Below are 22,390 nucleotides of genomic sequence, written 5' to 3' on the forward strand. Positions count from 1 at the left end.
ACAGCAATTCCTTGCGCCAACAAAGGAATCAGCACAGCATTCAATGGCTGGGGGGAAAAAAGCATTTATGGCCGGACGCGGCGTATCTGCGACCTGACGATCCGGCCACTGGGAAGACACGTTCCGGGAACGGGCAAGCGAAATGCTTGACAACCGTTGATAGGAACTGCGCTCATGCCTGCTCTCACAACCAGACCGGCCCCAGTCGCCCGCACGGCGCGCCGACTCCTGAATTCACTTGTCGCGGCAGTGGTTTTGATTGCTGCCGCCATTCCATTTGCGGCGCCTGCTCTGGCGCATGATGCCAAGCCGACCGCGGCTATGCCGCAAGGTTGGAGCTATCCGTTCTCCTGCTGCTCTGGCTATGACTGCCGCGAGGTCTCCCAGACATCGATCAGCGAACGCCCCGAGGGCTATGTCATCAAGGGGACGGGGGAAGTCGTGGCCTACAGCGACAAACGCATCAAGAATTCGCCCGACGGCGAATATCACTGGTGCTCCGTTGCCGGCGCCAATGACGGAAGGACCATCTGCCTGTTCGTGCCACCATCGTCCTTTTAGTTTGATGTATGTCGCCGAGGCCTGCCCTTGGGCTTGACCAAGCGTGTGCAGCGGTTTTGGCATCGACATGCATCGATTGGGAACCTGCGCATTGCAGACGACAGGTCTGCTGACAGAGAGTTGTCAGGACCGTTTCTTTATGTTGCCTTTGCCGTAGGGGCGGCGGGCAATTGGGAGGATCGTTCATGACCATCAAGGCGAGCTGCCACTGCAAGGCGACGACGTTCGAGGTTTCGCAAGCGCCGCAGACGGTGACGCAATGCACCTGCTCCTTCTGTTCGAAACGCGGTTCGTTGTGGGCCTATTACGCCCCCTCGCAATTCAGGCTTACCAGCCCGCCGGAGAATGTTTCTTTCTACCAATGGGGATCGAAAACCGTAAAACACGGCTTTTGCGTCACCTGCGGCTGCGGCACCTTCACCGAAACGCCGGACTGGTCGACAGGCGAGCCGAATTTCGACAATCCGAAGATCAGCGTGAATTCGCGGCTGTTCGACGATTTCGATCTCGACAAGGTCGAAGTGGTGGTCATCGACGGCAAGAATCTCTGGTAGCCGGTCGAATTGCGGTGGTCGCGCGAGCCGCTGCAGCCGTGTGGAATTGAGCCGGGGAAAGCTGCAGCAGCGGCTTTTGCTGTTCCGTTTTTCGCCGCATTTCATGTTACAAGTCGCTGGAAGGGCTGATGCGGTGCGCCGTTACGCGGCCGTGGAATGGAGAGGGACCACCATATGAAAAAAATCGTGCTCGCCGTCGTGGCGACGGCTGTGCTCGTGAGCGCATGCACCACCGATCCCTACACCGGGGAGCAGAAGGTTTCCAACACCGCTGCCGGTGCCGGTCTCGGTGCGCTGGCGGGTGCCGGGCTCGGCATGCTTGCCGGCGGCAACGACCGCCGCAATGCGCTGATCGGCGCGGGCATCGGTGCGCTTGCCGGCGGCGCCATCGGCGCCACCATGGACCAGAACGAGGCCGAACTGCGCCGGCAGCTTGAGGGCACCGGCGTCAGCGTCACCCGCACCGGCGACCAGATCATCCTCAACATGCCGTCCGACATCACCTTCAACGTCGACCAGGACGCGGTGAAGCCCGGTTTCTATCCGGTGCTGAATTCGGTGGGCCTTGTGCTGAAGAAGTTCCGGCAGACCACGGTCGACGTGTTCGGCCACACCGACTCGACCGGTGGCGACGAGCACAATTTCGACCTGTCGCAGCGCCGCGCCCTGGCTGTCGCCAACTATCTGTCCGGGCAGGGCGTCGATTCCCGCCGCTTCGCCGTCACCGGCTTCGGCAAGACGCGTCCGATCGCCTCCAACGCGACCGCTGCCGGCCGGGCTCAGAACCGCCGCGTCGAGATCCAGCTGTCGCCACTCACCTGAGGGAAGCGCATGAACCGAGAGCGGCCCCGCAAGAGGCCGTCCTATGGTTATGCCGGACCGCCGGCAGCCGGCGGTCCTTCGTTCGTGATGTCAGGACCGCGCCGGCTGATCGACAATCGCGGCAACGATCCGGCGCACGATCGGAAGCACAATCAGCAGACTGGGAAACGCAACAAGCCATGAAGCGCCCCATGCATAGCTCCAGGCCGCTATAAACCCGTTCGTCCAGCCTGCGCCGATTGCCGTCGAAACCGCCGAGACAATCGAGGACATCAGGATCGAAAGAACGAACGGCATCACCACTGCGCCGTAGGAGGGCGGCAGCTTTCTCAACTTGAAGGTTCGGTCCGGTGATGCTTGCATCGAAATCTCCCAATCAGAAAATGTGCGTAAGCGCTTTTGTGAGGACGATCAGGCGGCATATGCCATCTGCAGCGCCAGTTCCCGAATGAAGTTTTGCAGCGAACGCGGCTCGCGGCCAAGGGCGGCGCGCAACGTCAGGCTGTTCCCGCCGAGTCCGTATTTGGCGTAGTGGCTGTGTACTTTGGCCAGCATCTGCAACTGGCGGTCAGTATAGGGAAGGCGGGCTTTCGCCGCCCAGTCTTGAAATGTCGGCTCGCCTCCTGAAATGGGCCGGCCAAGCGCTTCGCTCATCATGGCAACGACCTCTTCGCGGCTGTGCATACCGTCGGCGCACAGCTCAAGTGTCGCATAGGACAAACGCGCTTCGGTCAGTGCGATCGCCGCCACTTCAGCCACATCGCGATAGTCGACGCGAGCCAGCCTCGCCGTCTTTGGAAACGGCTCCGAGAAAACGCCATGCTCGACGACGGATGGCCAGGCCGCCGCGATATTCTGCATGAAATTGGCAGGGTGCAGAATGGTGTAGTCCATGTTCGTCGAATAGAGGGCAGCTTCGACGGGCACCTTGCTCGCATGGTTTTCCAGTCTCGTATTGGTGGGCTGGATTACCGACGAGAAGACGAATTTCCGAACGCCTGCTCGCGCCGCCGCCTCAACCATGGCAACCCCCATAGCGGCTTCGTCGGGAGTAAAGGCCGGTCCGATGTGGAAGACACCGTCGACACCTTCGACGGCATGTTCAAGGCTCTGATGGTTGCGCAGATCTCCGGTCGCGATCTCGGATGCGCCGGCTTTCCGGGCTTTTTCGGCGGCCGCGGCGTCACGAACAAGCGCTCGAACCCTGGCATTGCGGCGGACGAGTTCAGGCACCACCAAACCGGCAACGCGGCCTGCGGCGCCCACGACCAGGACGGTTGGACTGGATGTTCGCATGACGATCTCCTTCCCTCAAATCTGCCTTTCGGACCTGTTGCAGGGAAGATAAAATGTAGCGAACTGCGTTACAATTGATCGATTTTGCGATAGTTTCTCCCGATTTTCGGGAGAAACCCTGCGATGAGCCGGATAGACGATTTTGAAGCCTTCATTGCCATTGTCGAGCACGGCAGCTTGACGGCTGCCGCACGGCGGCTGAACCGCTCGCTGCAGTCAGTCAGCCGGTCCTTGGCGACGTTGGAGCATGCTGTCGGGGTTGAGCTTCTGCACAGAACGACGCGCCGCTCGACGCCGAGCGAAGCCGGAGCGGCTTTTTTCCAGCGCATCAAACCCGCCATCGAGGAAATAAACGAAGCCAGGCTTCAGGCGGCCAACCGACGATCGGAGCCGTCAGGCACTCTGCGCGTGAGTGCCCCGGTTCTGTTCGGCCCGGATTTCCTCGTGCCGGTCATCGCCGATTATATGCGGACATATCCCCGGGTTGAGGTTGACCTCCAGCTTTCCGATGAATTTGTCGATCTTGATGCCGAGGGCCTCGATTTGGCAGTCCGGATCGGCAATTTGCCGGATTCCAGTCTGCGGGCGAAGCGGCTGGGAGCGTTGCGGCGCGTCGTGTTCGGCGCGCCTTCCTACTTTCTGCAAAGCGGCCGACCGGCCCATCCGCTTGAATTGCCTGAGCATAATTGCATCGTACGAACCGCTGACGGCCGCCCGGGCAAATGGATGTTTCAGATTGAAGGCAAGCCTCGGCCGGTGAAGGTCGCGGGCACTTTCCGGTCGAATTTGATGATATCGATCTATGCAGCCGCGGTTCACGGATTGGGTCTGGGCTACTCGCCGCTTTGGCAGATAAAACACCTGGTGGACGATGGCCGCCTGGAGCTGGTTCTAACCGAATTCGAGCCGGTGCCGGTGCCGATACACGCCGTCTGGCCGGAAGGCAGATCCTCCTCCGCCAAAGTCCGCGCTTTTCTGGATCTGCTGGCGTCCCGCCTGGAGCTCAAGAACCTTTAGGGCGAAGCGATGCACAGCCCCGGAAATTTGCCCGGAAGGGTGTCATCTGGAAGGAGTTGCGCGTCCGCGCGACGCGCAGGCGTTGCAGTCTCAGACCTTGGCGACGATCCGCATGAAGGCCGGCATGTCGTCGCCGAAGCCGACGGTCGCGTCATTGTCTTCCTGCCGCTGGCGGGCAGGGCGCTCGCGCTGCGGCCTGGTGTCGCCGCGTTCGGGCGCGCGCCGTTCGTTGCGATCGGGCGAAGCCTTGCGCTCGCTGTTTTCGGAGCGGATCGCCTCCTTGCGGGCGTGCCGCTCGCCGGTGTCTGCGACCGCGGCTTCGGCCACGACCGGCTGTTCCTCGCTAACCGCTTCCGGCGCCGCTTCCTCGCTGCGCTTGGCGTGGCGTTCACGCGGCTTGCGCTCGCCCCTGTCCTTAGCGTCGTCCTTGCGCCCGGCGCGGCGTGGCGCGCCGCGGCCACGGCGCGGAGCCTCATCTTCGCCGCCCTCGCTGGCGACGACCGTCGACAGGTCGCCGTCGTGCCACTCGATCTTGGTGCCGATCAGCCGTTCGATGGCGTCGATGTATTTGGTGTCCGACTTGGTCGCGATGGTGAAGGATTTGCCCGAGCGTCCGGCGCGGCCGGTGCGGCCGATGCGGTGGACGTAGTCCTCGGCGTGGATTGGCACGTCGTAATTGAAGACATGGCTGACGTCGGGAATATCGAGGCCGCGCGCCGCGACGTCCGAAGCGACGAGGTAGCGCAGCTTGCCGTCACGGAAATTGGCCAGCATCTGCATGCGCGCGCGCTGGTCCATGTCGCCATGCAGGGCGCCAGCGTCGAAATCATATTTCAGCAACGAGCGGAAAAGCTCCGCCACCTCTACCTTGCGGTTGCAGAAGATGATGGCGTTCTTCAGCTCGGCATCCTCGGCCTTCATCAAATTGCGCAGCGTCTCGCGCTTGTCCCAGGGTTTTGGCCCGGATTTCACCAGCCGCTGAATAATGTTGGTGGCGGCCGACGCAGCCTTCGACACCTCGACGCGCACCGGCGCGTGCAGGAATTTCTCGGTGAGCTTGGTGATTTCGGGCGGCATTGTCGCCGAGAAGAACAGCGTCTGCCTGGTGAACGGGATCATCTCGCAGATACGCTCGATATCGGGGATGAAGCCCATGTCGAGCATGCGGTCGGCCTCGTCGATGACGAGGATCTCGACGCCATTGAGCAGGAGCTTGCCGCGCTCGCGATGGTCGAGCAGGCGGCCTGGCGTCGCGATCAGCACGTCGGCGCCGCGCTCGAGCTTCTTGTCCTGCTCGTCGAAGGACACGCCGCCGATCAGCAGCGCGATGTTGAGCTTGTGGTTCTTGCCGTATCTGACGAAATTCTCTTCGACCTGCGCGGCAAGCTCGCGCGTCGGCTCGAGGATCAGCGTGCGCGGCATGCGGGCGCGGGCACGGCCCTTTTCCAGCCGGGTGAGCATCGGCAGGACGAAGGACGCCGTCTTGCCGGTGCCGGTCTGGGCGATGCCCAAAATATCCTTGCCGAGCAAGGCATGCGGAATGGCGCCCGCCTGGATCGGCGTCGGCTCGGTGTAGCCGGCATCGGTAACTGCGGAAAGGACCTTCGGCGACAGGCCGAGGTCTGCGAAGGTCAACGCTTCTTGAGCGATCTGGGTGTCTGAGGACAAGTTTGGCTGTTCTTTGGCTGGTTCGGGGGCGCAACATAAGCAGTCGCGGCAAGCGCCGCGCGCCTGCAAGATTAGTATTGCAGGTAGGCGCAAGCCCACGATTTGTCAACACAAACGGGCGGCATTGGCGCGATTGTGAAGTCCTAACCTTAATCGCGATGGTTACCGCTCGTCGATGGCCCGCTCTTCAGGAAGGCGACATTCTCGCACCAGCGCAGGTGTTGCAGATCAGCAACGCCAGGGTGCATTCATTCTGACCACACCCCAAAGTCTCCGCTGCGTTTCTGGCAGCGGCCTTGACTCCGGCGATCGCGGCCGATGTCGTGGAATTGCCGGTCGCATCAACGTATAACTGGACGGGCCTCTATCTAGGCGCACATGTCGGCGGTGGCAGCAGCAAAGTAGACTGGGAATATACTGTTGGCGGGACGGCTGATCATGATGGCAGCGGCGCCCTGGGCGGCGTCCAGGCCGGTTACAATTTCCAGAGCGGAAATATAGTCTATGGCGTCGAGGCGGACATCTCCGCCGCCCACATCGATGGGGGCACGGCCTGTCCGAACGCCGCTTTCTCTTGCGATTCCGATGTAAAGATGCTCGGATCGCTGCGTGGCCGAATTGGCTATGCGATGGATAGGCTGCTGATCTACGGTACCGGCGGTCTCGGCTTCGGCACTGTTGAGATTAGCACAAGCGGTCCGATCGGGACCAACGGCACCTCGAAAACCAGAGCAGGCTGGACCCTGGGCGGGCCTGGAATATGCCTTTACCGATCACTGGTCGCTCAAGGGCGAATACAAATATTTCCGATCTGGGCAAGGGCGATTATACTGTCGACACCGGCCTGAATGTCGAAGCAAAGGTCCGCATACACACCGGAGTCATCGGCTTGAATTACAAGTTCTGATCGCAACGATCGGCCGCCGCAACAGTCTTGTGTTGTCAAATAGGAACCCGGCCTCGTGCCGGGTTTTTATTTGCACGGTCTGTTCAATACCTGAACTGTTCGGCGAGAATGCGCTCGTTCCACGAATGGTTGGGATCAAACAGCAGCGTCGCCGTCGCCGTCGGCGATTCCCTCACCGTGACCGTCGTCACCGCCTTGACCTCGGTGTGGTCGGCGGCGGCATTCACCGGCCGCTTTTCCGGCTCCAGAATGTCGAAACGCACGATCGCCTTGTTGGAGAGCAGCGCGCCGCGCCTGCGGCGCGGACGAAACGGGCTGACCGGGGTCAGCGCCAACAGCGGAGCGTCGAGCGGCAGGATCGGCCCGTGCGCGGACAGATTATACGCGGTCGAGCCGGCCGGCGTCGCGATCATCACCCCGTCGCAATGCAATTCCTCCAGCCGCTCTTGCCCATCCACGGTGATGCGGATCTTGGCGGTCTGATAGGATTGGCGCCAAAGTGCGACCTCGTTGATCGCCAGCGCCGAAATCGTCTCGCCCTCCGCCGTCACCGCCTGCATCTCCAGCGGGCGGATCGTTTCGGCGACGGCAGCCGCGATGCGCCCCGTCAAACCGCTGGCGCGGTATTCGTTCATCAGGAAACCGATGGTGCCACGGTTCATGCCGTAGACCTTCTTTCCCGTGCTCATCGTCTCGCGCAGGGTCTGCAGCAGAAAGCCGTCGCCACCGAGCGCCACGACGATCCCGGCATCTTCGACGGATGCTTGGCCGTAGCGTGCCGAAAGGCTTTCCAGCGCCGCGTTGGCGTCGGCGGTGCCGGATGAGACGAAGGCGAAACGGCTGGCGGTTTTGCTCATGGCTCTCAACGACAACCGATTGGCGACGACCGATTGGAGACCGGTTGGCGGCGACCGGTTGCTGGGCCGCGCCAGCGCCGGGTTAGCATGGGCGGGCATTTCTGCAAAGGGAGGGAGGTGCCTTGCGATGGCGGCCAAACAAGGCGCACTCGCGGATCGTGTCGCGGGACGAAGGAATGTGATGGTTAAGACCGCGCTTAAGCTCTCGTAAAGCCGGATCGATCATGTTAGCCGGCAGTGGATGGGCGGCGTGGGGGCTAACCAGTCGAGGCCGATCTATTGCCGCTGGCACGCCTGATTATCGTCTTCCTGATGCTGGCAAGTTTTGCCCTGGCTTTCGCCGAACTGGTGCGCCAGTCGGAGGAAAAGAGTTTTAGACCGCAGCCCACGGCTTCACGCTGCGGCGACGCGGCGGGAACACCCTGTCCGCAAAGGGCGCTTTGATCGCCTGCGGCGAAACGTGCCTCTACAATCATGAAACAGTGCGGAGGCCGACGACGGGCTGCGCCCTGATAGGTTATCGGCCAAGCAGGTGGCAGCCGGCCTGTCGCTTTTGCGCGAGATACTCATCGATGAGTTGGCGGTAGCGCACCTTGCCGAAGCTCGGGAAATGGCCGCCATGCACGACCGAGACATCGAGGTCGCGCATGCGCAGCAGTGTTGCGACATAATCGTCGACAAGCGAATGATAGACATCGTCGATCAGCGGGCCGTCATAGATGATGTCGCCGGAAAGCAGAATGCCGGTTTTCTTCTCGTAGAGCGCGATGCCGCCAGGTGAATGGCCCGGCGTGTGGATCACCTCGAAGGCACGGTCGCCGAGATCGACGATGTCGCCTTGCTCGAGCAGCCGGCCGGCCGGCGCCGGCAGGATCTGGTAACGCGCCGCATCCCAGCCCTCAGGCATGCCGTCGAACATCGCGTCGGTCGCGTAACGATCGGCGACCGTCCATTCATTGCGCGGGTCGGCCAGGATTTCGGCTTCGGCCGGGTGCACGCAGCGGTTCGGAAATTCGTGATGGCAGCCGATATGGTCGAAATGCGTGTGGCTCGCCACGCAAACGGGCTTGCGCTCTGTTACCAGCGGCACGTGGCGCCGCAAGCTGAAATGACCGAGGCCGGTGTCGAACAGCAGATCGCGATCGCGACCGTGCACATGCCAGATGTTGCAGCGGAAGAACGGCTTGATCCATGGCTCGTGGATCAGCGTCACACCATCGCCCATGCGGATGGTTTCGTACCAGTTGGGAGCGTCGATGATTGGAAGCGTGCTCATGTTCAGTCTGTGAGGAGGATGATGTCGCCAGCATCGCACGATACGGCGACCACGTCGCCCGGCTGGACGGCCGATGCGGAGGCGACCTTGGCAATGAGGCTCAGCGCCGGGTCGGTCGTGGACGCCCCCAGCACGCGCTTGAAGCTACCCTGGAAGACCACGTCGCTCACCTTGGCCGTGCCGAGCGCCACGGCGCCGCCGGTCGCGCCGAGGACAAGATGCTCAGGCCGGACGGCCAAAGCAATCTTCGAGCCCGCCGGGATTGTGCCGGGGAGCGATAGTGGTCCAAGCTTCGTTGCGACGGTGTTCCTACCGTTCTTCGTCTCGGTCACCGTTCCCGATATCAGCGTGCTTTCGCCCATGAAGGTCGCGGAAAAACGCGTTGCCGGCCGCGCATAGACGCGTTCGGGTGGTCCTTCATCCTCGATCCGCCCGTCATTCATCACCACGCAATGGTCGGCCAGCGCCATCGCTTCTTCCTGGTCGTGGGTGACATGGATGAAGGCGGTGCCGACGCGTTTCTGGATCGCCTTCAATTCGTCCTGCATCTGTCGGCGTAATTTGAGGTCGAGCGCGCCGAGCGGTTCGTCGAGCAACAGCACCGCGGGCTCGACCACCAGCGCGCGGGCCAATGCGACGCGCTGCCGCTGACCACCGGAAAGCTGGTGCGGCTTCTTGTCGAAGGCGGTGGCGAGCCCGACCAGCGCCAGCGCCTCGCGCGCCCTTGCTGCCCGGCTTGCGCCATCGACACCCTGCATGCGCAGACCGAAGCCGACATTGCCGCCGACGCTCATATGCGGGAACAGCGCATAATCCTGGAACACCGTCGTCGTCGGGCGCTTCGCCGGCGGTACGGCGGTGCAGTCCTCACCGCGGATCAGCACCTTGCCTTCGCTCGGCGTGACGAAGCCGCCGAGAATGGAAAGCAGCGTCGTCTTGCCGGAGCCGGAAGGCCCGAGCAGGATGGTGTAACTGCCCGGCTCGATCGTTAGCGAGACGTTCTTCAGCACGGTGTGCTGGCCGAAGCGATGCGAGACAGAGCTTATATCGACCAGTGGCGCGGTCATGCCGGCTTCCTCCGCAACAGCATCAGCTCGAACAATACCACCAGCACGATGGAAACGGCGAAGACCAGCGAGCCGACGGCGTTGGTCTTGGGATTGAGGCCGGAGCGGAGAAGATTCCAAATCTCGACCGGCAGCGTCGTGTCGAAGCGCGTCAAAAGGAACGAGATCACGAACTCGTCCCAGGAGAAGGTCATCGACAGGAAGAAACCGGCGAAGATGGCGGGCGCCATCACCGGTACTGTGATCAGCAGCAGCACCTTCCATTCGGGTGCGCCGAGGTCGCGCGCGGCGCGCTCGATGTTGATCTGGTGGTCGCCCATCTGGCTGTAGATGATGGCAAAGCAGAGCGGCAGGTTGATCACGACATGGCCGATGCCGGCGGCAAGTAGAGACTTCGGTATGCCGGCCCAGTTGAACAGCACCAGCAGCCCCATGCCGATGATGAGATAGCTGACCGTCAGCGGCAGCGTGATCAGCCCGCGCATCAGGCCCGAGCCCGGCAGGATGAAGCGTGCAAAACCCCAGGCGGAGAGGAAGCCGAGCGTGACGGCGACAGCCGAGGAGAGGACCGCAACCAGCAGCGAGTTGACCAGCGCTGAGGTGAGCCGCGTGTCGGCGAGCACGGCATCGTACCAGCGCAGCGACGGTCCGGTGAAGGGCGGGATCGGAAACGAGGTCGCCTGCAGCGAAAACAGCACCAGCACCACCACCGGCAGGAAGATGAAGCCATAGATGGCTATGGCGTAGAGGGCGGAGACGACGCGGATGAGCGCGCGCATGGTCAGGCTCGCTCGATCTTCAGCCAGCGGGCGCAGGCGAGATAGGCGATGGTGACGACCGCCATCAGGATGATCGACAGCGCCGAGGCGAGCGGAAAGTCGCCGCGCCGGCCGATCTGCATCATCACCAGTTGCGGCATCAAGAGCTCGTTGTTGCCGCCGAGGATCTGCGGCGTGATGTAGTCGCCGATGCAGAGCACGAAGGTGAGGAAGGCGCCGACCATGATGCCAGGGAGCGTCAGCGGCAGAACGACATGCAGGAAAGTCCGAACCGGCCCGGCGCCGAGGTCGGCTGCGGCCTTGCGGTAGCTGGGACTCAGCTGTTTCAGATTGGCGAAGATCGTCAGCGTCAACAGCATAACGAAGAAATGCACGAAGCCGGTGACGGTGGCTAATCGCGTATTGGCGAGTTGCAGCGGCTCACCGAACAGGCCGGAGCCGGTCAGCGCGCGGTTGACGACGCCGTTCTGCGCCAGCACCAGCAGCCACGAATAGGAGCGCACGACGTAGGAGGTCCAGAACGGCAGCACCGCCAGCATCAGCGCCAGCCGCTGCCAGCGTTCCGGCACCTGTTCGGCGAGGATCCAGGCGAAGGGATAGGCGAGCAGCACCGAGATCATTGTGACGATGGCCGTGACCTGCAGCGAGTTCACCATCGCCTGCCAATAGGACGGATTGGCAAAGAACTGGCTGTAGTTGGACAGTGTGAAGCCGCCGCCTTCATGCGCCGTCAGGCTGGATACCGCCATGGCGACGAAGGGCAGCACGAAGAACAGCAACGTCCAGCCGAGCGCCGGCGTGACCAGCGCCCAGGGCAGGGAGCTCTTTGCGGCAGCGCTCACGGCCGGCAGCCGGTCATTGCGCCTGCAGCATTTCGGTCCAGACGTCCTGCATCTTCTTGTCGAGATCGGCGTTCGGCGCCGGATAGGACTGCGCGCGGGCGAGGAATTCCGGCTGCTCGTCGAAGCGCAGGATCTTCTTCTGCTCGTCGTTCAGCGCCGCCTTGGTGTTGGCCGGCATGCCCCAATAGCAGGACGAGGTGGCGAGCCGCGCCTGGCCTTCGGGGCTCATAATGTACTGGATGAATTTAAGCGCCAGCTCCTTGTTCTTGGAATCCTTGAACATTGCCAGCGACTGCGACCAGAGCACAGCGCCCTCCCTGGGGATCGAGAAGTCCAGCGCAGGATTTTCCTTGGCCAGCCCCGCCGTCACCCATTCGCCGCCGCCGACCAGAATGTCGACCTCGCCGGTCGCCAGCGCCGTCTGGCTGGCGGTCACTTCGCCGACCAGCTTGGCATTGGCCTTCATCTTTAACAGCACGTCCTTGATGGCGGGAAGATCGGCCTCGGTCAGCTCGGCCGTCTTCTTGCCGATCGCCAGTGCGGCCATGCCGATGACCGGCAGGTAATAGTCGTAGATGGCGATCTTGCCCTTGTATTTATCGCCGGTCAGCGCGGCCATCGACTGCATGTCGGCCGGATCGACCTTGGTCTTGTTGTAGCCGATCGTGTTGTAGCCGAACTTTTCGGTGATGCCGTAGCGCTTGCCGTCGACGACGGTGGAACTGTCCATCTTCACTTGCGGGAAGAGGTCGGACAGCGGCAGCTTGTCTTCCGGCAGCGGTTCGAACAGGCCTTTTTCGACGCCGCGCGGTATGTCGATGCTGTCGATCACCATCACGTCCCAGTCGCCGGGCTGCGACTGCTCGACGATAGCCAGGCCAGCGCCGGTCCCTTCGAACTCCTTGACATTGACCTTGACGCCATTCGCCTCTTCGAAAGGCTGCAACAGAGCCGGATCGGCGTGATCGCACCAGATCAGCGCGTTGAGATCGGCAGCCTGAGCGAGGCTGCCCGTCGCCAGCAGCAGTGCTGTCGCAGCACAGGCGGCATGGAGACGGCTCTTCAGAGCGGAAAGCGGGTTCGCGATAGTTGGATACGGAGTCTTCAGATTGATGGACATCGAGTGTTCTCCCTTGCCTTTTTGGCTTGTGGGAAAAAATTGAACCAATTCTAAAATTGAGTCAATTCCGATTTTGTGGCAAACAGCCGATATGAGCGGATTGCGGGCAAGGCAGAAGGCGGATCGGCACCGCCGCATCATCGAGGCGGCGGCGGAGCTTTTCCGCGATGCCGGCTATGAGGGCGCCAAGATCGAGACGATTGCCGCGCAGGCCGAGGTGTCGGTCGGCACGATCTACAATTATTACCAGAACAAGGGCGACATCCTCGGCGCCATCGTTTCGATGGAAGTCAACGAGGTGCTCAATGCCGGGCGCGGGGTCGTCGCCAACCCGCCGGCCAATGTCGGCGACGCGCTGGATAAGCTGCTCGGCATCTATATCGAGCATTCGCTGCACTACCTCAGCAAGGAGATGTGGCGACAGGCGATGGCGATCTCGACGCAATTGCCCGACAGCCCGTTCGGCCAGGCCTATAGCGCGCTCGACCGCGCGCTGATCGAGCAGATCCGCGCCCTGATCGCGAGGCTGCAGGCGCTCGGTCTGGCGCGCCGCGACATCGACGGGCCGGCGCTCGGCGAACTCATCTTCAACAACATGAACATGATGTTCATCGAGTTCGTGAAGCGCGAGGAGGCGAGGATTGCCGAGCTGCGCGCCGCGATTAGGAGGCAGAACCGGATATTAGTAGCGGCAATTGCGGCTTGACCGCAAACGTTCGCCGGGACAACATACCACCTTGAGTAAACCTAAAAAGATGGTACAACCATAACCTGCATTGGGGAGGGAGGGGTAAATGGGTTTCTCGGTCTGGCACTGGGTAATATTGATTTTGCTGATTGGAGTGCCTGTCTTTGTCGCTGTCCGGTCTGCGACAAAGCCCTCACAGAATCCAACGGGGCTTGTGGGGATTGGAGGCTGGCTAATGCTGCTTGCGATCGTTCAGGCCTTGTCCTCGCTGCGTACGCTCGCCGTATTGGGTTCGTCGAGTGACGGCTACCGACAACTCATGACGCTGCCAAACGGCGCATTGGCGGCTTACGGCGAGATTGCCCTGTTGCTGGCGTTTCTGGTGCTCCAGCTAGTTGTGTTCGTTGCCATGCTGCGGCGGAGTTATCGCTTCAAACAGCTGTTCCTGTACCAGTGGCTTGCAATACCAATCGTGTTTATTCTGGACACGATGTGGATCTCGGCGGTTATGGGCGCCCCTGTGAGCCTGGTGCTTGCGGGAGATGCGCTGGTATTGCCCATAGTCACTTTCGTGCTGACAGGCATTTGGGTCGCCTACGTCTACAAGTCAGTGAGGGTGAGGAACACGTTCACCAAGGCGGGCGCATCTGGCCAAGTCGCGAGTGCGTTGTAGATCGTCGGCTTGAAACCTGGCTGCCCGAGTAATCGTTGGCGGCTCATGAAGCAGTTCTCGCGGCGGGCTTCCCACCGCACAGGCATGGAAACAAGCGCTAAAGCGCGTCGCAGAAGGCCGTTCAGGCGCGAGGCGCTTTAGGTGACCGTGCACGCGGGAACGGCACGATGGTCAGTGGCGCCTTCTGGAATTCCGCGATGGCTATTTCTTCAATCAGCGCGTCGAGTGCCTCGTTGACGCGTCGGCTGGTTTCGTCCGCACCGCAGAGGCGGTTTTGTGCGCACTCCAAAAGCTCGCGCGCTGCGGCGAAATCACTTCGCATGACATCACCCTCTGGTTTTGGCCCGCCGCACGGGCATTGTCGGCGCGCTTAATTGAGCGAGTGCTAATATAAGAAGGGACAATTTAATCGAATGGTATTAGATCGCCGGGGCCGGAAGAGGGGGCCGAAATAACGGCTCTGTAACGGCGAGACACGCCCGGGCTCGGCGTCTCCTGGTATGAGATGCCGAAGCGCTATCTGGTGCCAGACTATGCCAGCAATTTCACGGAAAGTTTCTGGTCATCCCGACGAGGACGGTCCCGACACATACGCCCCTAATACGATCTTGGGCGGCTTAGAAATTCTCTGGCGGCAGCAATCTGGCGTCGGTGCTCGCGGAGAAAGGCCGCGCCGAAACAAATGGCAAAGGCCAGTACTGAAAGGCTTGTCGTTGCTCTTGATGTTGGATCGGGATCGGGACTTGTCAGGAAACGGAAACCGAACGCGAAGGCAAAGACGATAAGGCCACCAAACATGCCGTTGATGAAGGGGGCGGTCGTGCGTTTCTGCTCCAACGGAAACTCCCATGGTTTCCGATGCAGTTATATGCGTTTGAATTGATGTGCCAACGATCCTTATGGCCCGACCCTGTGGAAATCGGGGATGACCAGATATCGACCTTCGACGAATGGACCGGTCTCAGTCCTCTGTATGAGGGTCGTTGCTGTTCAGGCTGCACATGCGGATCAACCATTTTCCGTCTGCCCGGCGCTCAAAAACGTCGAGTGATGTGCCGTCTCCCGTGGCTTGGCCTTCGGAATAAGCGGCCAGACACCAGGCTAGATCACCTGAACTGCCCGCCTTTAGGACCGTGAGTCGTTTGTCGGTGCCCGCACCTCCAGTCCAAATGCGATGAAGCGCCTCTATCGCGGCACGGCCGCAGGCGGGAGGCGCATAGGGCGAGTACAATTCCCCATCAAGCGCAAACATAGCCGCGCAAGCGGTGGCGTCGCCAACGCGATAGGCGGCGGCGTAGGTTTCCCAAAAGTTTTGCAATTCATCGTGGATCGACATGGCACTTCCTTTGGGGCGACATCTTCCTTGGCCGTGGGCTCCTGGATAACGAGGCGGACTACAGAATTGCTTTGAGGCCGTGGCCAAGCGTCCATACCTGGACGGTACCCCATTGGTCAGTCGCCGGTAAGTGTTTTGAGCGCTGGTGCCCCCGGACGGAATCGAACCGCCGACCTTCGGTTTACAAAACCGCTGCTCTACCAGCTGAGCTACAAGGGCACGGCGCTCCGGTAGCATATCTGCTGCGCCAGTAAAGACAAAACTCCGTTTTTCGGTTCCGGCGAACGCGCCGGTTCTACCGCCAAGGCGTCCTGAAAACGGCCAATTCGCTTCCTATATTGATCGAAGGTGCAATCGCATCAGCGAGGCTGTCGCATGATCAGGTTTGTCATCACTCTCCCGCTCGTCGTCGTGACCTGGGTTCTCTTGGTGAAGCTCGTCAAGGATCTGAAGCGCGCCAATATCGACTGGACCGGCGTCACCACCATCATCGGCTTCATCGCGCTCGCCTTCTGGCTGCGCCACATCACCGGCATGGGCTGAGGCCTGCCGATTGTTCTGGCGAGCTGCCGACCGGCTCGATCATCCGTGGTCGCACGGCTGACCGCCACCTTGCTTCGACCAAGCGATTTCCTCGTACGGGAAAAATCCAAAAGGCCTTCGAACCTTTTTCCTTGTCGCAACGACTGATGGTCAAGAGGCGGATGGATCGCCTCTCACAACGCAGCAAGGAGATCATCATGTTCAAGCGCACCATCGTTTCGGGCCTCGTCGCCACCACTGTCGCCGCCGCCATGCTGGCCGGCACCGTTCAGCCTTCGGCTGCCCATCACAAGCACTACAACAAGCATCTCGGCATCGGCATTGCCGCAGGTATCGGCGGCTTCCTGCTCGGCAGCGCGCTCGCCCAGCCGCGCACTGTCTACATCGAGGAAGACGGCGGCTCATGGCACGTCCGGCGCTGTTTCAATCGCTACCAGAGCTACGAACCCTACTCCGACACCTATGTCGGCTATGACGGTTATCGCCATCGCTGCCGGCTTTGAGAGCCATTATTGCCAGCTTGAGAAGAGGTGAACCGTTTCAGGCAACCGAAAGAAGGGGCACCCACTGCCCCTTTTTCTTTTGTCTGAGTGGCAGGGCAGAGGGGCTGTCCCTCCGACCTCTTAGGACTTGGGTTCCTCGCTCACCGCGAAGCGGGGGAGAGGTGGCCGCGAAGCGTCCGGAGAGGGGCTTCGTAGAGCGCGGTTCCCCTCTCCGTCTCGGCTTCGCCGAGCCACCTCTCCCCACTTTCATGGGGCGAGGAACCCAAGCTGGAATGAGGCCGCGCTCCGTCACCCTCTGTCCTGCCGGACATCGCCCACTCACGGGGAGATCGGATGCCGCTTCGGCCTTCGCCAACGCTCTTGCCGATGTACAGGGATTTCCCAACAGCCTAATCTGCACCCGATGCCGAAACAGGGAGAGGGCGCTTGGGCGAGCATGATCCGAACGAAGAGCCGATCGAGACGGTTTTCCGTAACGGCACAATAACCACCGTCGGCATCCTGCTGGCGTTCTCGCTGGGCTTCATCACGCATTGGGCCGCCAACCCGATACCATGGCAAACCTACCATCTGCTCGCCGTGCTACCGATCCTGATCGGCATCGGGCTGCAGATGCGGGCGCTGGCGATGCTGCTCGACACAAAGTCCCTGCAGCGGCGCGTCTACGAGCGTGCCAGCCGCTTCTTTATGACCGGCCTCATTTTCACGGGATGTGGCGTGGGGCTGGCGATCCTGCTCGATTTCTTCGAAATATCGACAAAAAGCGCGCTGCCCGGAGCCGCGTGATCAGCCCGCCTTCAGCCCGCCGATCATCCTCGTCACTTCCGCCGCCGCGTCGCGCACCAACGGGCCGATCTCGGCCAACCGTTCCGGGGTTACCCGCACCGTCGGACCGGATACCGAAACGCCGCCGATCGGCTCGCCGAACTCGTTGAAGATGGCCGCGGCGACGCAGCGCATGCCCGGATGCCGCTCCTCGTCGTCTACCGACCAGCCGCGCAGCTTGATCGTCACCAGATCGCGGGCGAGCGCCGAGATATCAGACAGCGTGTTTTCGGTGAAGCGCTCCAGCCCGGCCCGGCGCAGGATGGTGGCGACGCGCTCCGGCTCGAGATGCGCCAGCACCGCCTTGCCGATGCCCGACGCGTGGAAGGAGCTGCGCGTGCCCGGCCGGAAGAAGGCGCGGATCGCCTGATGCGTCTCGACCTGGCTGACGAAGACGACGCAATCGTCCTCCGCGACGCCGAGATTGGCGGTCTCGCCGGTCTTCTCCATCAGCTCCTGCATGACGATGCGGGCGCGGTCGACCAGCTTGCGGCGGCGCAGGAACGCCGCGCCCATGCGATAGGTCTCGACGCCGATCGACCACAGCTGGTCGGTACCGTCGAACTCGACCATGCCGTGGTTTTCCAGCGTCGTCAGCATGCGATAGGCGGTGGACGCCGGTACACCGGAACTGGCGGCGATCTCGCTCAGCGACAGGCCGCTGCCGTCGGCGACGATGGCCAGGATGCGCAGTGCCCGATCGAGCGACTGCACCGAAGCGGCCTCGGACGGCCCATTGAAGGAGCGCGGCCGCCCGCGCTGGCGTTTTTCAGTCGTTTCCATCGCGCCATTCTTGCCGATTTCGCCAAATAGGCAATGAAAAAGTTTTTCACCGGGTTGCGCAGCCCAGTCTATGGAAAACAGAAAGCACAATGAAATCAGCCAACAGCAAGGGTTTCTTAAAAACGAAAAAATATTTTGAAAAAATTGAAAAATAGTCGGCGCACTGGCATTCTGCGGTCATCAACAATCTCGTGGAGGCTGACATGACCAGGATGCGCGCGGTCGACGCAGCAGTTCTCGTTCTCGAAAAAGAAGGCATCTCCTGCGCCTTCGGCGTGCCGGGTGCTGCCATCAATCCGTTCTATTCGGCGCTGAAGGCGAGGGGCACGATCCGCCACATTCTTGCTCGTCACGTCGAGGCGGCCTCGCATATGGCCGAAGGTTTTACCCGCGCCAGATCGGGCAATATCGGCCTTTGCATCGGCACGTCGGGCCCGGCCGGCACCGATATGATCACCGGGCTCTATTCGGCCGCGGCCGATTCCATCCCGATCCTCTGCATCACCGGCCAGGCACCGCGGGCGCGTCTCAACAAGGAGGATTTCCAGGCCGTCGACATCGCGGCGATCGCGGCACCCGTCGCCAAATGGGCGGTCACCGTCATGGAACCCTATCTGGTGCCGATGGCGCTGCAGAAAGCTTTCCACCTGATGCGCTCGTCGCGGCCGGGACCGGTGCTGATCGATCTGCCGGTCGACGTGCAATTGGCCGAGATCGAGTTCGACATCGATGCCTATGAGCCGCTGGTGCCGTTCAAGCCGGCAATGTCGCGCAGCCAGGCGGAGAAGGCGCTGAAGATGCTCGACGTGGCGGAAAAGCCTGTCATCGTCGCCGGCGGCGGCATCATCAATGCCGACGCGTCGGACCTGCTGATAGAGTTCGCCGAAGTCACCGGTGTGCCGGTCATTCCGACGCTGATGGGCTGGGGCGCGATCCCCGACGACCACCGGCTGATGGCCGGCATGTGCGGGCTGCAGACCTCGCATCGCTACGGCAATGCGACGATGCTCGAAGCCGATTTCGTTTTCGGCATCGGCAACCGCTGGGCCAACCGCCACACCGGTTCGGTCGACGTCTACACCAAGGGCAAGAAATTTATCCACGTCGACATCGAACCCACTCAAATCGGCCGTGTCTTCGCGCCGGATCTCGGTGTCGTCTCGGATGCCGGTGCGGCGCTGAAAATGCTGCTCGACGTCGCCACGGAATGGAAGACGGCCGGGAAATTGCGCGACTGGTCCGGCTGGGCCGGCGAATGCCGCCAGCGCAAGAAGACGATGAAGCGCAAGACGCATTTCGACCAGGTGCCGCTGAAGCCGCAGCGCGTCTATGAGGAGATGAACAAGGCGTTCGGCCGCGACACCACCTATGTCGCCACGATCGGCCTGTCGCAGATCGCCGGTGCGCAATTCCTGCATGTCTATAAGCCGCGCAACTGGATCAATTGCGGCCAGGCCGGCCCGCTCGGCTGGACGCTGCCGGCAGCACTTGGCGTTCGCGCCGCCGATCCACACCGCAACATTGTAGCACTTTCCGGCGACTATGATTTCCAGTTCATGATCGAGGAACTGGCGGCCGGCGCGCAGCACAGATTGCCCTACATCCATGTCGTGGTGAACAATGCCTATCTCGGCCTTATCCGCCAGGCGCAGCGCGGCTTTTCGATGGACTTCGAGGTCAGCCTCGCCTTCGAGAACGTCAATCGACAGGGCGATCCCGAGGCTGGCTACGGTGTCGACCACATCGCTGTCGCCGAGGCGATGGGCTGCAAGGCGGTCAGGGTGCGCCGGCCGGAGGAATTCGCCGGTGCCTTCAAGGAGGCGCAGCGCCTGATGAAAGAGCACCAGGTTCCGGTGGTGCTCGAATTCATTCTCGAGCGCGTCACCAACATTTCGATGGGCACGGAAATCGACAAGATAACCGAATTCGAAGAGCTTGCCGAACATCACGAAGACGCCCCCACCGCGATCGTCATGCTCGACTAAAATCATTTTATAAGGAACAGCTGCCATGCCACGGTTTTCAGCCAACCTTTCGATGCTCTTTCCCGAGCACGATTTCCTCGACCGTTTCGATGCCGCCGCTCGCGCCGGCTTCAAGGGCGTCGAATATATCGGTCCCTATGACCATGCGCCGGATGTAGTCGCGGCGAGACTCAAGAAGAACGGCCTGACGCAGGTGCTGTTCAACCTGCCTGCCGGCGACTGGGCCAAGGGCGAGCGCGGCATCGCGATCCTGCCGGACCGAATCCCGGAGTTCCGGCAAGGTGTTGCCAAAGCGATCACCTATGCCCATGCGCTGGGCTGCGACCAGGTCAACTGCCTGGCCGGCATTGCGCCGCGAGGCATCGAACGGAGCTTGCTGGAAGACGTCTTCGCCGAGAACCTGGCTTTCGCGGCGGAAAAGCTGGAGCAGGCCGGCATCAGGTTGCTGATCGAACCGATCAACACCCATGATATTCCGGGCTTCTTCCTGAATTATTCGGACCAGGCCCTGGCGCTGATCGACCGCGTCGGCTCGAAGAACCTGTTCCTGCAATACGACATCTATCACATGCAGATCATGGAGGGGGATCTCGCCCGTACCATAGAGGCAAACCTCAACCGCATCGCCCATATCCAGCTTGCGGACAATCCCGGCCGTCATGAGCCGGGGACGGGCGAGATCAATTTTCCCTTCCTGTACGACCACATCGACAGGATCGGCTATTCCGGCTGGGTCGGGGCGGAATATAAGCCGAAGGCCGGCACGGAGGCCGGGCTGGGTTGGTTGCGGGAGTTGGCCGGGCAGGGAAGTGCGGCGGCGTAGCGGGCAAGACAGGCCCCCTCATCCGGCCGCTGCGCGGCCACCTTCTCCCCGCTGGGGAGAAGAGGCTGGCACCGGCGTTCGCGACCTCTTCTCCCCTTGGGGAGAAGGTGGCCGCGCAGCGGCCGGATGAGGGGGCACCTCAGACAATCATTCGGGAGAACAACAATGGAAACCATCGGCTTCATCGGGTTGGGCATCATGGGCGCGCCGATGGCGGGGCATCTGCTCGATGCCGGCTATCAAGTCGTCGCCAGCGACCATCGCTCGAAGCCGCCGGCCGATCTCGTCGCCAAAGGCCTGAAGACCGTCACCGGCCACAGCGCCGTCGCCCGTGCCGCCGACATCGTCATCACCATGGTGCCCGACACGCCGCAGGTCGCCGATGTGCTGTTCGGCGAGAATGGCGTCGCGTCAGGGCTGACAAAAGGCAGACTGGTCATCGACATGAGCTCGATCTCGCCGATCGAGACCAAGCTTTTCGCCAAAAAGATCAACGATCTCGGCTGCGACTATCTCGACGCGCCGGTGTCGGGCGGCGAGGTCGGCGCCAAGGCGGCATCGCTGACCATCATGGTCGGCGGCGAGGAAAGGCCCTTCGAACGCGCCAGGCCTATCTTCGGGAAGCTGGGCAAGAACATCACGCTGGTCGGACCGAACGGCGTCGGCCAAACCACCAAGGTCGCCAACCAGATTGTCGTCGCGCTGACCATCGAGGCCGTCGCCGAAGCGCTTGTTTTCGCTTCGAAAGCCGGCGCCGATCCGGCCAAGGTCAGGCAGGCGCTGATGGGCGGGCTGGCCGCCTCGCGCATTCTGGAAGTGCATGGCGAGCGCATGATCAAGCGCAGCTTCGCGCCCGGCTTCCGCATCGAACTCCACCAGAAGGATCTCAACTTGGCGCTGGAAGGCGCGAAGGCACTTGGGGTATCGTTGCCGAATACCTCAAACACGCAACAATTGTTCAACTCCTGTGCCGCCAACGGCGGCGCTAAGGAAGATCACTCGGCGCTCGTCAGGGCTTTGGAAAGAATGGCGAACTTCCAGATTGGTTAGAGAGTTTGCTGGCTGCTGCCAGTCAATTTGAACTTACCGATATTGGCAGCTATCTGCTCAAGGGCTGGGACAAGCGTGCCGTTCTCGAACGCTTTGCCAAGAGCTCCGTCAACCCACCTTTCATCGGCCAAGTTGCTGGCGACCCGATAATGGATCTCTGTGACGTCCATGGAGGTCAGGGCTTCGGCGTTCTCCGGCAACCAACTCTCCGGGCCGGCGTTGACGTCGAGAAATTTTCCAAAATCGGCTGGATTCTCAAGGCCGTAGACAAGCTGCAATATGTCATCTCTAACGGCGTGGTAGCGGTCGTTCGCCTCGTCGTAGAACTCCGATGGAGTGAGTGTTCTTAATGTGCCGATTGTACTCGCGAGAAGCGCGAGCCATTCTCCCTGGTTTGAGAACGCTTTGAACATAC

The 22,390-nt window shown here is 61.5% G+C and carries 28 protein-coding genes and 1 tRNA gene; 14 read left to right on the top strand and 15 right to left on the bottom strand.

The window, feature by feature from the left end:
• The first annotated feature begins 174 nt into the window (after nucleotides 1-174).
• From NKI85_RS29170 to NKI85_RS29180, 3 genes are all read left to right on the top strand, one after another.
• Nucleotides 175-561 (top strand): hypothetical protein, encoded by a 387-nt coding sequence (locus tag NKI85_RS29170; protein WP_352526475.1) that lies wholly within the window; start codon nucleotides 175-177, stop codon nucleotides 559-561.
• Nucleotides 562-746: 185 nt separating this feature from the next.
• Nucleotides 747-1,115 carry a GFA family protein gene (locus NKI85_RS29175; protein ID WP_352526473.1) on the top strand — a complete coding sequence of 123 codons (369 nt, stop codon included), beginning with the start codon at nucleotides 747-749 and terminating at the stop codon, nucleotides 1,113-1,115.
• 174 nt (nucleotides 1,116-1,289) lie between these two features.
• Entirely contained in the window at nucleotides 1,290-1,937 is a 648-nt protein-coding gene (locus tag NKI85_RS29180) for a YiaD family glycine zipper/OmpA-like lipoprotein (RefSeq protein WP_352526471.1), read from the top strand.
• Nucleotides 1,938-2,027: 90 nt separating this feature from the next.
• On the opposite strand, the gene NKI85_RS29185 is transcribed toward NKI85_RS29180, so the two are convergent.
• Together NKI85_RS29185 and NKI85_RS29190 are read right to left on the bottom strand one after the other, a co-directional pair.
• Nucleotides 2,028-2,300 (bottom strand): DUF2798 domain-containing protein, encoded by a 273-nt coding sequence (locus tag NKI85_RS29185; protein ID WP_352526469.1) that lies wholly within the window; start codon nucleotides 2,298-2,300, stop codon nucleotides 2,028-2,030.
• A gap of 48 nt (nucleotides 2,301-2,348) precedes the next feature.
• On the bottom strand, nucleotides 2,349-3,233 hold the full coding sequence (locus NKI85_RS29190) for an NmrA family NAD(P)-binding protein (protein WP_352526467.1): 885 nt from the start codon (nucleotides 3,231-3,233) through the stop codon (nucleotides 2,349-2,351).
• A gap of 123 nt (nucleotides 3,234-3,356) precedes the next feature.
• Here NKI85_RS29190 and NKI85_RS29195 point away from each other — a divergent pair, with 123 nt between their 5' ends.
• A complete protein-coding gene (locus NKI85_RS29195) occupies nucleotides 3,357-4,250 on the top strand; it encodes a LysR family transcriptional regulator (RefSeq protein WP_352526466.1) in 894 nt (297 codons plus the stop codon).
• A gap of 90 nt (nucleotides 4,251-4,340) precedes the next feature.
• Here the strand turns inward: NKI85_RS29195 and NKI85_RS29200 are convergent, their stop codons facing one another.
• Entirely contained in the window at nucleotides 4,341-5,918 is a 1,578-nt protein-coding gene (locus NKI85_RS29200) for a DEAD/DEAH box helicase (RefSeq protein ID WP_352526464.1), read from the bottom strand.
• A gap of 296 nt (nucleotides 5,919-6,214) precedes the next feature.
• Between NKI85_RS29200 and NKI85_RS29205 the strand changes: the two genes are divergently transcribed.
• Nucleotides 6,215-6,766 (top strand): outer membrane protein, encoded by a 552-nt coding sequence (locus tag NKI85_RS29205; RefSeq protein WP_352526462.1) that lies wholly within the window; start codon nucleotides 6,215-6,217, stop codon nucleotides 6,764-6,766.
• Between the two features lie 142 nt (nucleotides 6,767-6,908).
• Here NKI85_RS29205 and NKI85_RS29210 read toward each other — a convergent pair whose 3' ends face one another.
• Nucleotides 6,909-7,682, bottom strand: a complete 774-nt coding sequence (locus NKI85_RS29210) for an NAD kinase (RefSeq protein WP_352779637.1) — start codon at nucleotides 7,680-7,682, stop codon at nucleotides 6,909-6,911.
• A 279-nt stretch (nucleotides 7,683-7,961) separates the two neighbouring features.
• Between NKI85_RS29210 and NKI85_RS29215 the strand changes: the two genes are divergently transcribed.
• Complete coding sequence (locus NKI85_RS29215; protein WP_352526460.1) at nucleotides 7,962-8,126, top strand: hypothetical protein; 165 nt, start codon at nucleotides 7,962-7,964, stop codon at nucleotides 8,124-8,126.
• 73 nt (nucleotides 8,127-8,199) lie between these two features.
• On the opposite strand, the gene NKI85_RS29220 is transcribed toward NKI85_RS29215, so the two are convergent.
• From NKI85_RS29220 to NKI85_RS29240, 5 genes are read right to left on the bottom strand one after another with little or no spacing between them, the layout of a single operon-like run.
• Nucleotides 8,200-8,958, bottom strand: a complete 759-nt coding sequence (locus NKI85_RS29220; RefSeq protein WP_352526458.1) for an MBL fold metallo-hydrolase — start codon at nucleotides 8,956-8,958, stop codon at nucleotides 8,200-8,202.
• Between the two features lie 2 nt (nucleotides 8,959-8,960).
• Complete coding sequence (locus NKI85_RS29225) at nucleotides 8,961-10,025, bottom strand: ABC transporter ATP-binding protein (protein ID WP_352779639.1); 1,065 nt, start codon at nucleotides 10,023-10,025, stop codon at nucleotides 8,961-8,963.
• Nucleotides 10,022-10,804, bottom strand: a complete 783-nt coding sequence (locus tag NKI85_RS29230) for an ABC transporter permease (RefSeq protein WP_352526455.1) — start codon at nucleotides 10,802-10,804, stop codon at nucleotides 10,022-10,024. The genes NKI85_RS29225 and NKI85_RS29230 overlap by 4 nt, the downstream gene beginning before the upstream one ends.
• Before the next feature lie 2 nt (nucleotides 10,805-10,806).
• Nucleotides 10,807-11,646 carry an ABC transporter permease gene (locus tag NKI85_RS29235; protein ID WP_502896008.1) on the bottom strand — a complete coding sequence of 280 codons (840 nt, stop codon included), beginning with the start codon at nucleotides 11,644-11,646 and terminating at the stop codon, nucleotides 10,807-10,809.
• Between the two features lie 13 nt (nucleotides 11,647-11,659).
• The gene (locus NKI85_RS29240; protein WP_352526453.1) at nucleotides 11,660-12,766 is read right to left on the bottom strand and encodes a polyamine ABC transporter substrate-binding protein; all 1,107 of its coding nucleotides are present in this window, start codon (nucleotides 12,764-12,766) and stop codon (nucleotides 11,660-11,662) included.
• Nucleotides 12,767-12,857: 91 nt separating this feature from the next.
• Between NKI85_RS29240 and NKI85_RS29245 the strand changes: the two genes are divergently transcribed.
• Nucleotides 12,858-13,472, top strand: a complete 615-nt coding sequence (locus tag NKI85_RS29245; protein WP_352779642.1) for a TetR/AcrR family transcriptional regulator — start codon at nucleotides 12,858-12,860, stop codon at nucleotides 13,470-13,472.
• A gap of 88 nt (nucleotides 13,473-13,560) precedes the next feature.
• Entirely contained in the window at nucleotides 13,561-14,127 is a 567-nt protein-coding gene (locus NKI85_RS29250; RefSeq protein ID WP_352779644.1) for a DUF2569 family protein, read from the top strand.
• 121 nt (nucleotides 14,128-14,248) lie between these two features.
• Here NKI85_RS29250 and NKI85_RS29255 read toward each other — a convergent pair whose 3' ends face one another.
• From NKI85_RS29255 to NKI85_RS29270, 4 genes are all read right to left on the bottom strand, one after another.
• The gene (locus NKI85_RS29255) at nucleotides 14,249-14,449 is read right to left on the bottom strand and encodes a hypothetical protein (protein ID WP_352526447.1); all 201 of its coding nucleotides are present in this window, start codon (nucleotides 14,447-14,449) and stop codon (nucleotides 14,249-14,251) included.
• Between the two features lie 275 nt (nucleotides 14,450-14,724).
• Entirely contained in the window at nucleotides 14,725-14,964 is a 240-nt protein-coding gene (locus NKI85_RS29260) for a hypothetical protein (protein ID WP_352526445.1), read from the bottom strand.
• Nucleotides 14,965-15,088: 124 nt separating this feature from the next.
• Nucleotides 15,089-15,463 (bottom strand): YybH family protein, encoded by a 375-nt coding sequence (locus tag NKI85_RS29265; RefSeq protein ID WP_352526444.1) that lies wholly within the window; start codon nucleotides 15,461-15,463, stop codon nucleotides 15,089-15,091.
• Between the two features lie 143 nt (nucleotides 15,464-15,606).
• Nucleotides 15,607-15,682, bottom strand: a tRNA-Thr gene (locus tag NKI85_RS29270).
• A 156-nt stretch (nucleotides 15,683-15,838) separates the two neighbouring features.
• Between NKI85_RS29270 and NKI85_RS29275 the strand changes: the two genes are divergently transcribed.
• The 3 genes from NKI85_RS29275 to NKI85_RS29285 all read left to right on the top strand — a co-directional run bounded on the left by NKI85_RS29275 (nucleotide 15,839) and on the right by NKI85_RS29285 (nucleotide 17,295).
• Nucleotides 15,839-16,006 carry a hypothetical protein gene (locus tag NKI85_RS29275; RefSeq protein ID WP_352779646.1) on the top strand — a complete coding sequence of 56 codons (168 nt, stop codon included), beginning with the start codon at nucleotides 15,839-15,841 and terminating at the stop codon, nucleotides 16,004-16,006.
• A 197-nt stretch (nucleotides 16,007-16,203) separates the two neighbouring features.
• Nucleotides 16,204-16,509, top strand: coding sequence for a BA14K family protein (locus NKI85_RS29280; RefSeq protein ID WP_352779648.1), 306 nt, complete (start codon nucleotides 16,204-16,206; stop codon nucleotides 16,507-16,509).
• 426 nt (nucleotides 16,510-16,935) lie between these two features.
• The gene (locus NKI85_RS29285; RefSeq protein ID WP_352526442.1) at nucleotides 16,936-17,295 is read left to right on the top strand and encodes a hypothetical protein; all 360 of its coding nucleotides are present in this window, start codon (nucleotides 16,936-16,938) and stop codon (nucleotides 17,293-17,295) included.
• Here the strand turns inward: NKI85_RS29285 and bhcR are convergent, their stop codons facing one another.
• Nucleotides 17,296-18,117, bottom strand: a complete 822-nt coding sequence (gene bhcR / locus NKI85_RS29290) for an HTH-type transcriptional regulator BhcR (RefSeq protein ID WP_352526441.1) — start codon at nucleotides 18,115-18,117, stop codon at nucleotides 17,296-17,298.
• Between the two features lie 203 nt (nucleotides 18,118-18,320).
• Here bhcR and gcl point away from each other — a divergent pair, with 203 nt between their 5' ends.
• From gcl to NKI85_RS29305, 3 genes are all read left to right on the top strand, one after another.
• The gene (gcl, locus tag NKI85_RS29295) at nucleotides 18,321-20,102 is read left to right on the top strand and encodes a glyoxylate carboligase (protein ID WP_352779651.1); all 1,782 of its coding nucleotides are present in this window, start codon (nucleotides 18,321-18,323) and stop codon (nucleotides 20,100-20,102) included.
• A 25-nt stretch (nucleotides 20,103-20,127) separates the two neighbouring features.
• A complete protein-coding gene (gene hyi, locus NKI85_RS29300; protein WP_352526437.1) occupies nucleotides 20,128-20,925 on the top strand; it encodes a hydroxypyruvate isomerase in 798 nt (265 codons plus the stop codon).
• Nucleotides 20,926-21,051: 126 nt separating this feature from the next.
• The gene (locus NKI85_RS29305) at nucleotides 21,052-21,975 is read left to right on the top strand and encodes a 2-hydroxy-3-oxopropionate reductase (protein WP_502896007.1); all 924 of its coding nucleotides are present in this window, start codon (nucleotides 21,052-21,054) and stop codon (nucleotides 21,973-21,975) included.
• Here NKI85_RS29305 and NKI85_RS29310 read toward each other — a convergent pair.
• Entirely contained in the window at nucleotides 21,972-22,388 is a 417-nt protein-coding gene (locus NKI85_RS29310; RefSeq protein ID WP_352526435.1) for a hypothetical protein, read from the bottom strand. The genes NKI85_RS29305 and NKI85_RS29310 overlap by 4 nt on opposite strands.
• Nucleotides 22,389-22,390 lie beyond the last annotated feature (2 nt).

The organism is Mesorhizobium sp. M0571 (assembly GCF_040320985.1).
GTDB lineage: Bacteria > Pseudomonadota > Alphaproteobacteria > Rhizobiales > Rhizobiaceae > Mesorhizobium.

What these genes read in the sequence shown, in the direction of transcription:
- gcl (WP_352779651.1), top strand. Translation starts at nt 18,321, where the DNA reads ATGACCAGGATGCGCGCGGTCGACGCAGCAGTTCTCGTTCTCGAAAAA.
- NKI85_RS29265 (WP_352526444.1), bottom strand. Translation starts at nt 15,463, where the DNA reads ATGTCGATCCACGATGAATTGCAAAACTTTTGGGAAACCTACGCCGCC.
- NKI85_RS29230 (WP_352526455.1), bottom strand. Translation starts at nt 10,804, where the DNA reads ATGCGCGCGCTCATCCGCGTCGTCTCCGCCCTCTACGCCATAGCCATC.
- NKI85_RS29195 (WP_352526466.1), top strand. Translation starts at nt 3,357, where the DNA reads ATGAGCCGGATAGACGATTTTGAAGCCTTCATTGCCATTGTCGAGCAC.
- NKI85_RS29280 (WP_352779648.1), top strand. Translation starts at nt 16,204, where the DNA reads ATGTTCAAGCGCACCATCGTTTCGGGCCTCGTCGCCACCACTGTCGCC.
- NKI85_RS29225 (WP_352779639.1), bottom strand. Translation starts at nt 10,025, where the DNA reads ATGACCGCGCCACTGGTCGATATAAGCTCTGTCTCGCATCGCTTCGGC.
- NKI85_RS29180 (WP_352526471.1), top strand. Translation starts at nt 1,290, where the DNA reads ATGAAAAAAATCGTGCTCGCCGTCGTGGCGACGGCTGTGCTCGTGAGC.
- NKI85_RS29175 (WP_352526473.1), top strand. Translation starts at nt 747, where the DNA reads ATGACCATCAAGGCGAGCTGCCACTGCAAGGCGACGACGTTCGAGGTT.
- NKI85_RS29240 (WP_352526453.1), bottom strand. Translation starts at nt 12,766, where the DNA reads ATGTCCATCAATCTGAAGACTCCGTATCCAACTATCGCGAACCCGCTT.
- NKI85_RS29255 (WP_352526447.1), bottom strand. Translation starts at nt 14,449, where the DNA reads ATGCGAAGTGATTTCGCCGCAGCGCGCGAGCTTTTGGAGTGCGCACAA.
- NKI85_RS29245 (WP_352779642.1), top strand. Translation starts at nt 12,858, where the DNA reads ATGAGCGGATTGCGGGCAAGGCAGAAGGCGGATCGGCACCGCCGCATC.
- NKI85_RS29185 (WP_352526469.1), bottom strand. Translation starts at nt 2,300, where the DNA reads ATGCAAGCATCACCGGACCGAACCTTCAAGTTGAGAAAGCTGCCGCCC.
- NKI85_RS29220 (WP_352526458.1), bottom strand. Translation starts at nt 8,958, where the DNA reads ATGAGCACGCTTCCAATCATCGACGCTCCCAACTGGTACGAAACCATC.
- NKI85_RS29170 (WP_352526475.1), top strand. Translation starts at nt 175, where the DNA reads ATGCCTGCTCTCACAACCAGACCGGCCCCAGTCGCCCGCACGGCGCGC.
- NKI85_RS29210 (WP_352779637.1), bottom strand. Translation starts at nt 7,682, where the DNA reads ATGAGCAAAACCGCCAGCCGTTTCGCCTTCGTCTCATCCGGCACCGCC.
- NKI85_RS29305 (WP_502896007.1), top strand. Translation starts at nt 21,052, where the DNA reads ATGAGGGGGCACCTCAGACAATCATTCGGGAGAACAACAATGGAAACC.
- bhcR (WP_352526441.1), bottom strand. Translation starts at nt 18,117, where the DNA reads ATGGAAACGACTGAAAAACGCCAGCGCGGGCGGCCGCGCTCCTTCAAT.
- NKI85_RS29310 (WP_352526435.1), bottom strand. Translation starts at nt 22,388, where the DNA reads ATGTTCAAAGCGTTCTCAAACCAGGGAGAATGGCTCGCGCTTCTCGCG.
- NKI85_RS29275 (WP_352779646.1), top strand. Translation starts at nt 15,839, where the DNA reads ATGATCAGGTTTGTCATCACTCTCCCGCTCGTCGTCGTGACCTGGGTT.
- hyi (WP_352526437.1), top strand. Translation starts at nt 20,128, where the DNA reads ATGCCACGGTTTTCAGCCAACCTTTCGATGCTCTTTCCCGAGCACGAT.
- NKI85_RS29190 (WP_352526467.1), bottom strand. Translation starts at nt 3,233, where the DNA reads ATGCGAACATCCAGTCCAACCGTCCTGGTCGTGGGCGCCGCAGGCCGC.
- NKI85_RS29250 (WP_352779644.1), top strand. Translation starts at nt 13,561, where the DNA reads ATGGGTTTCTCGGTCTGGCACTGGGTAATATTGATTTTGCTGATTGGA.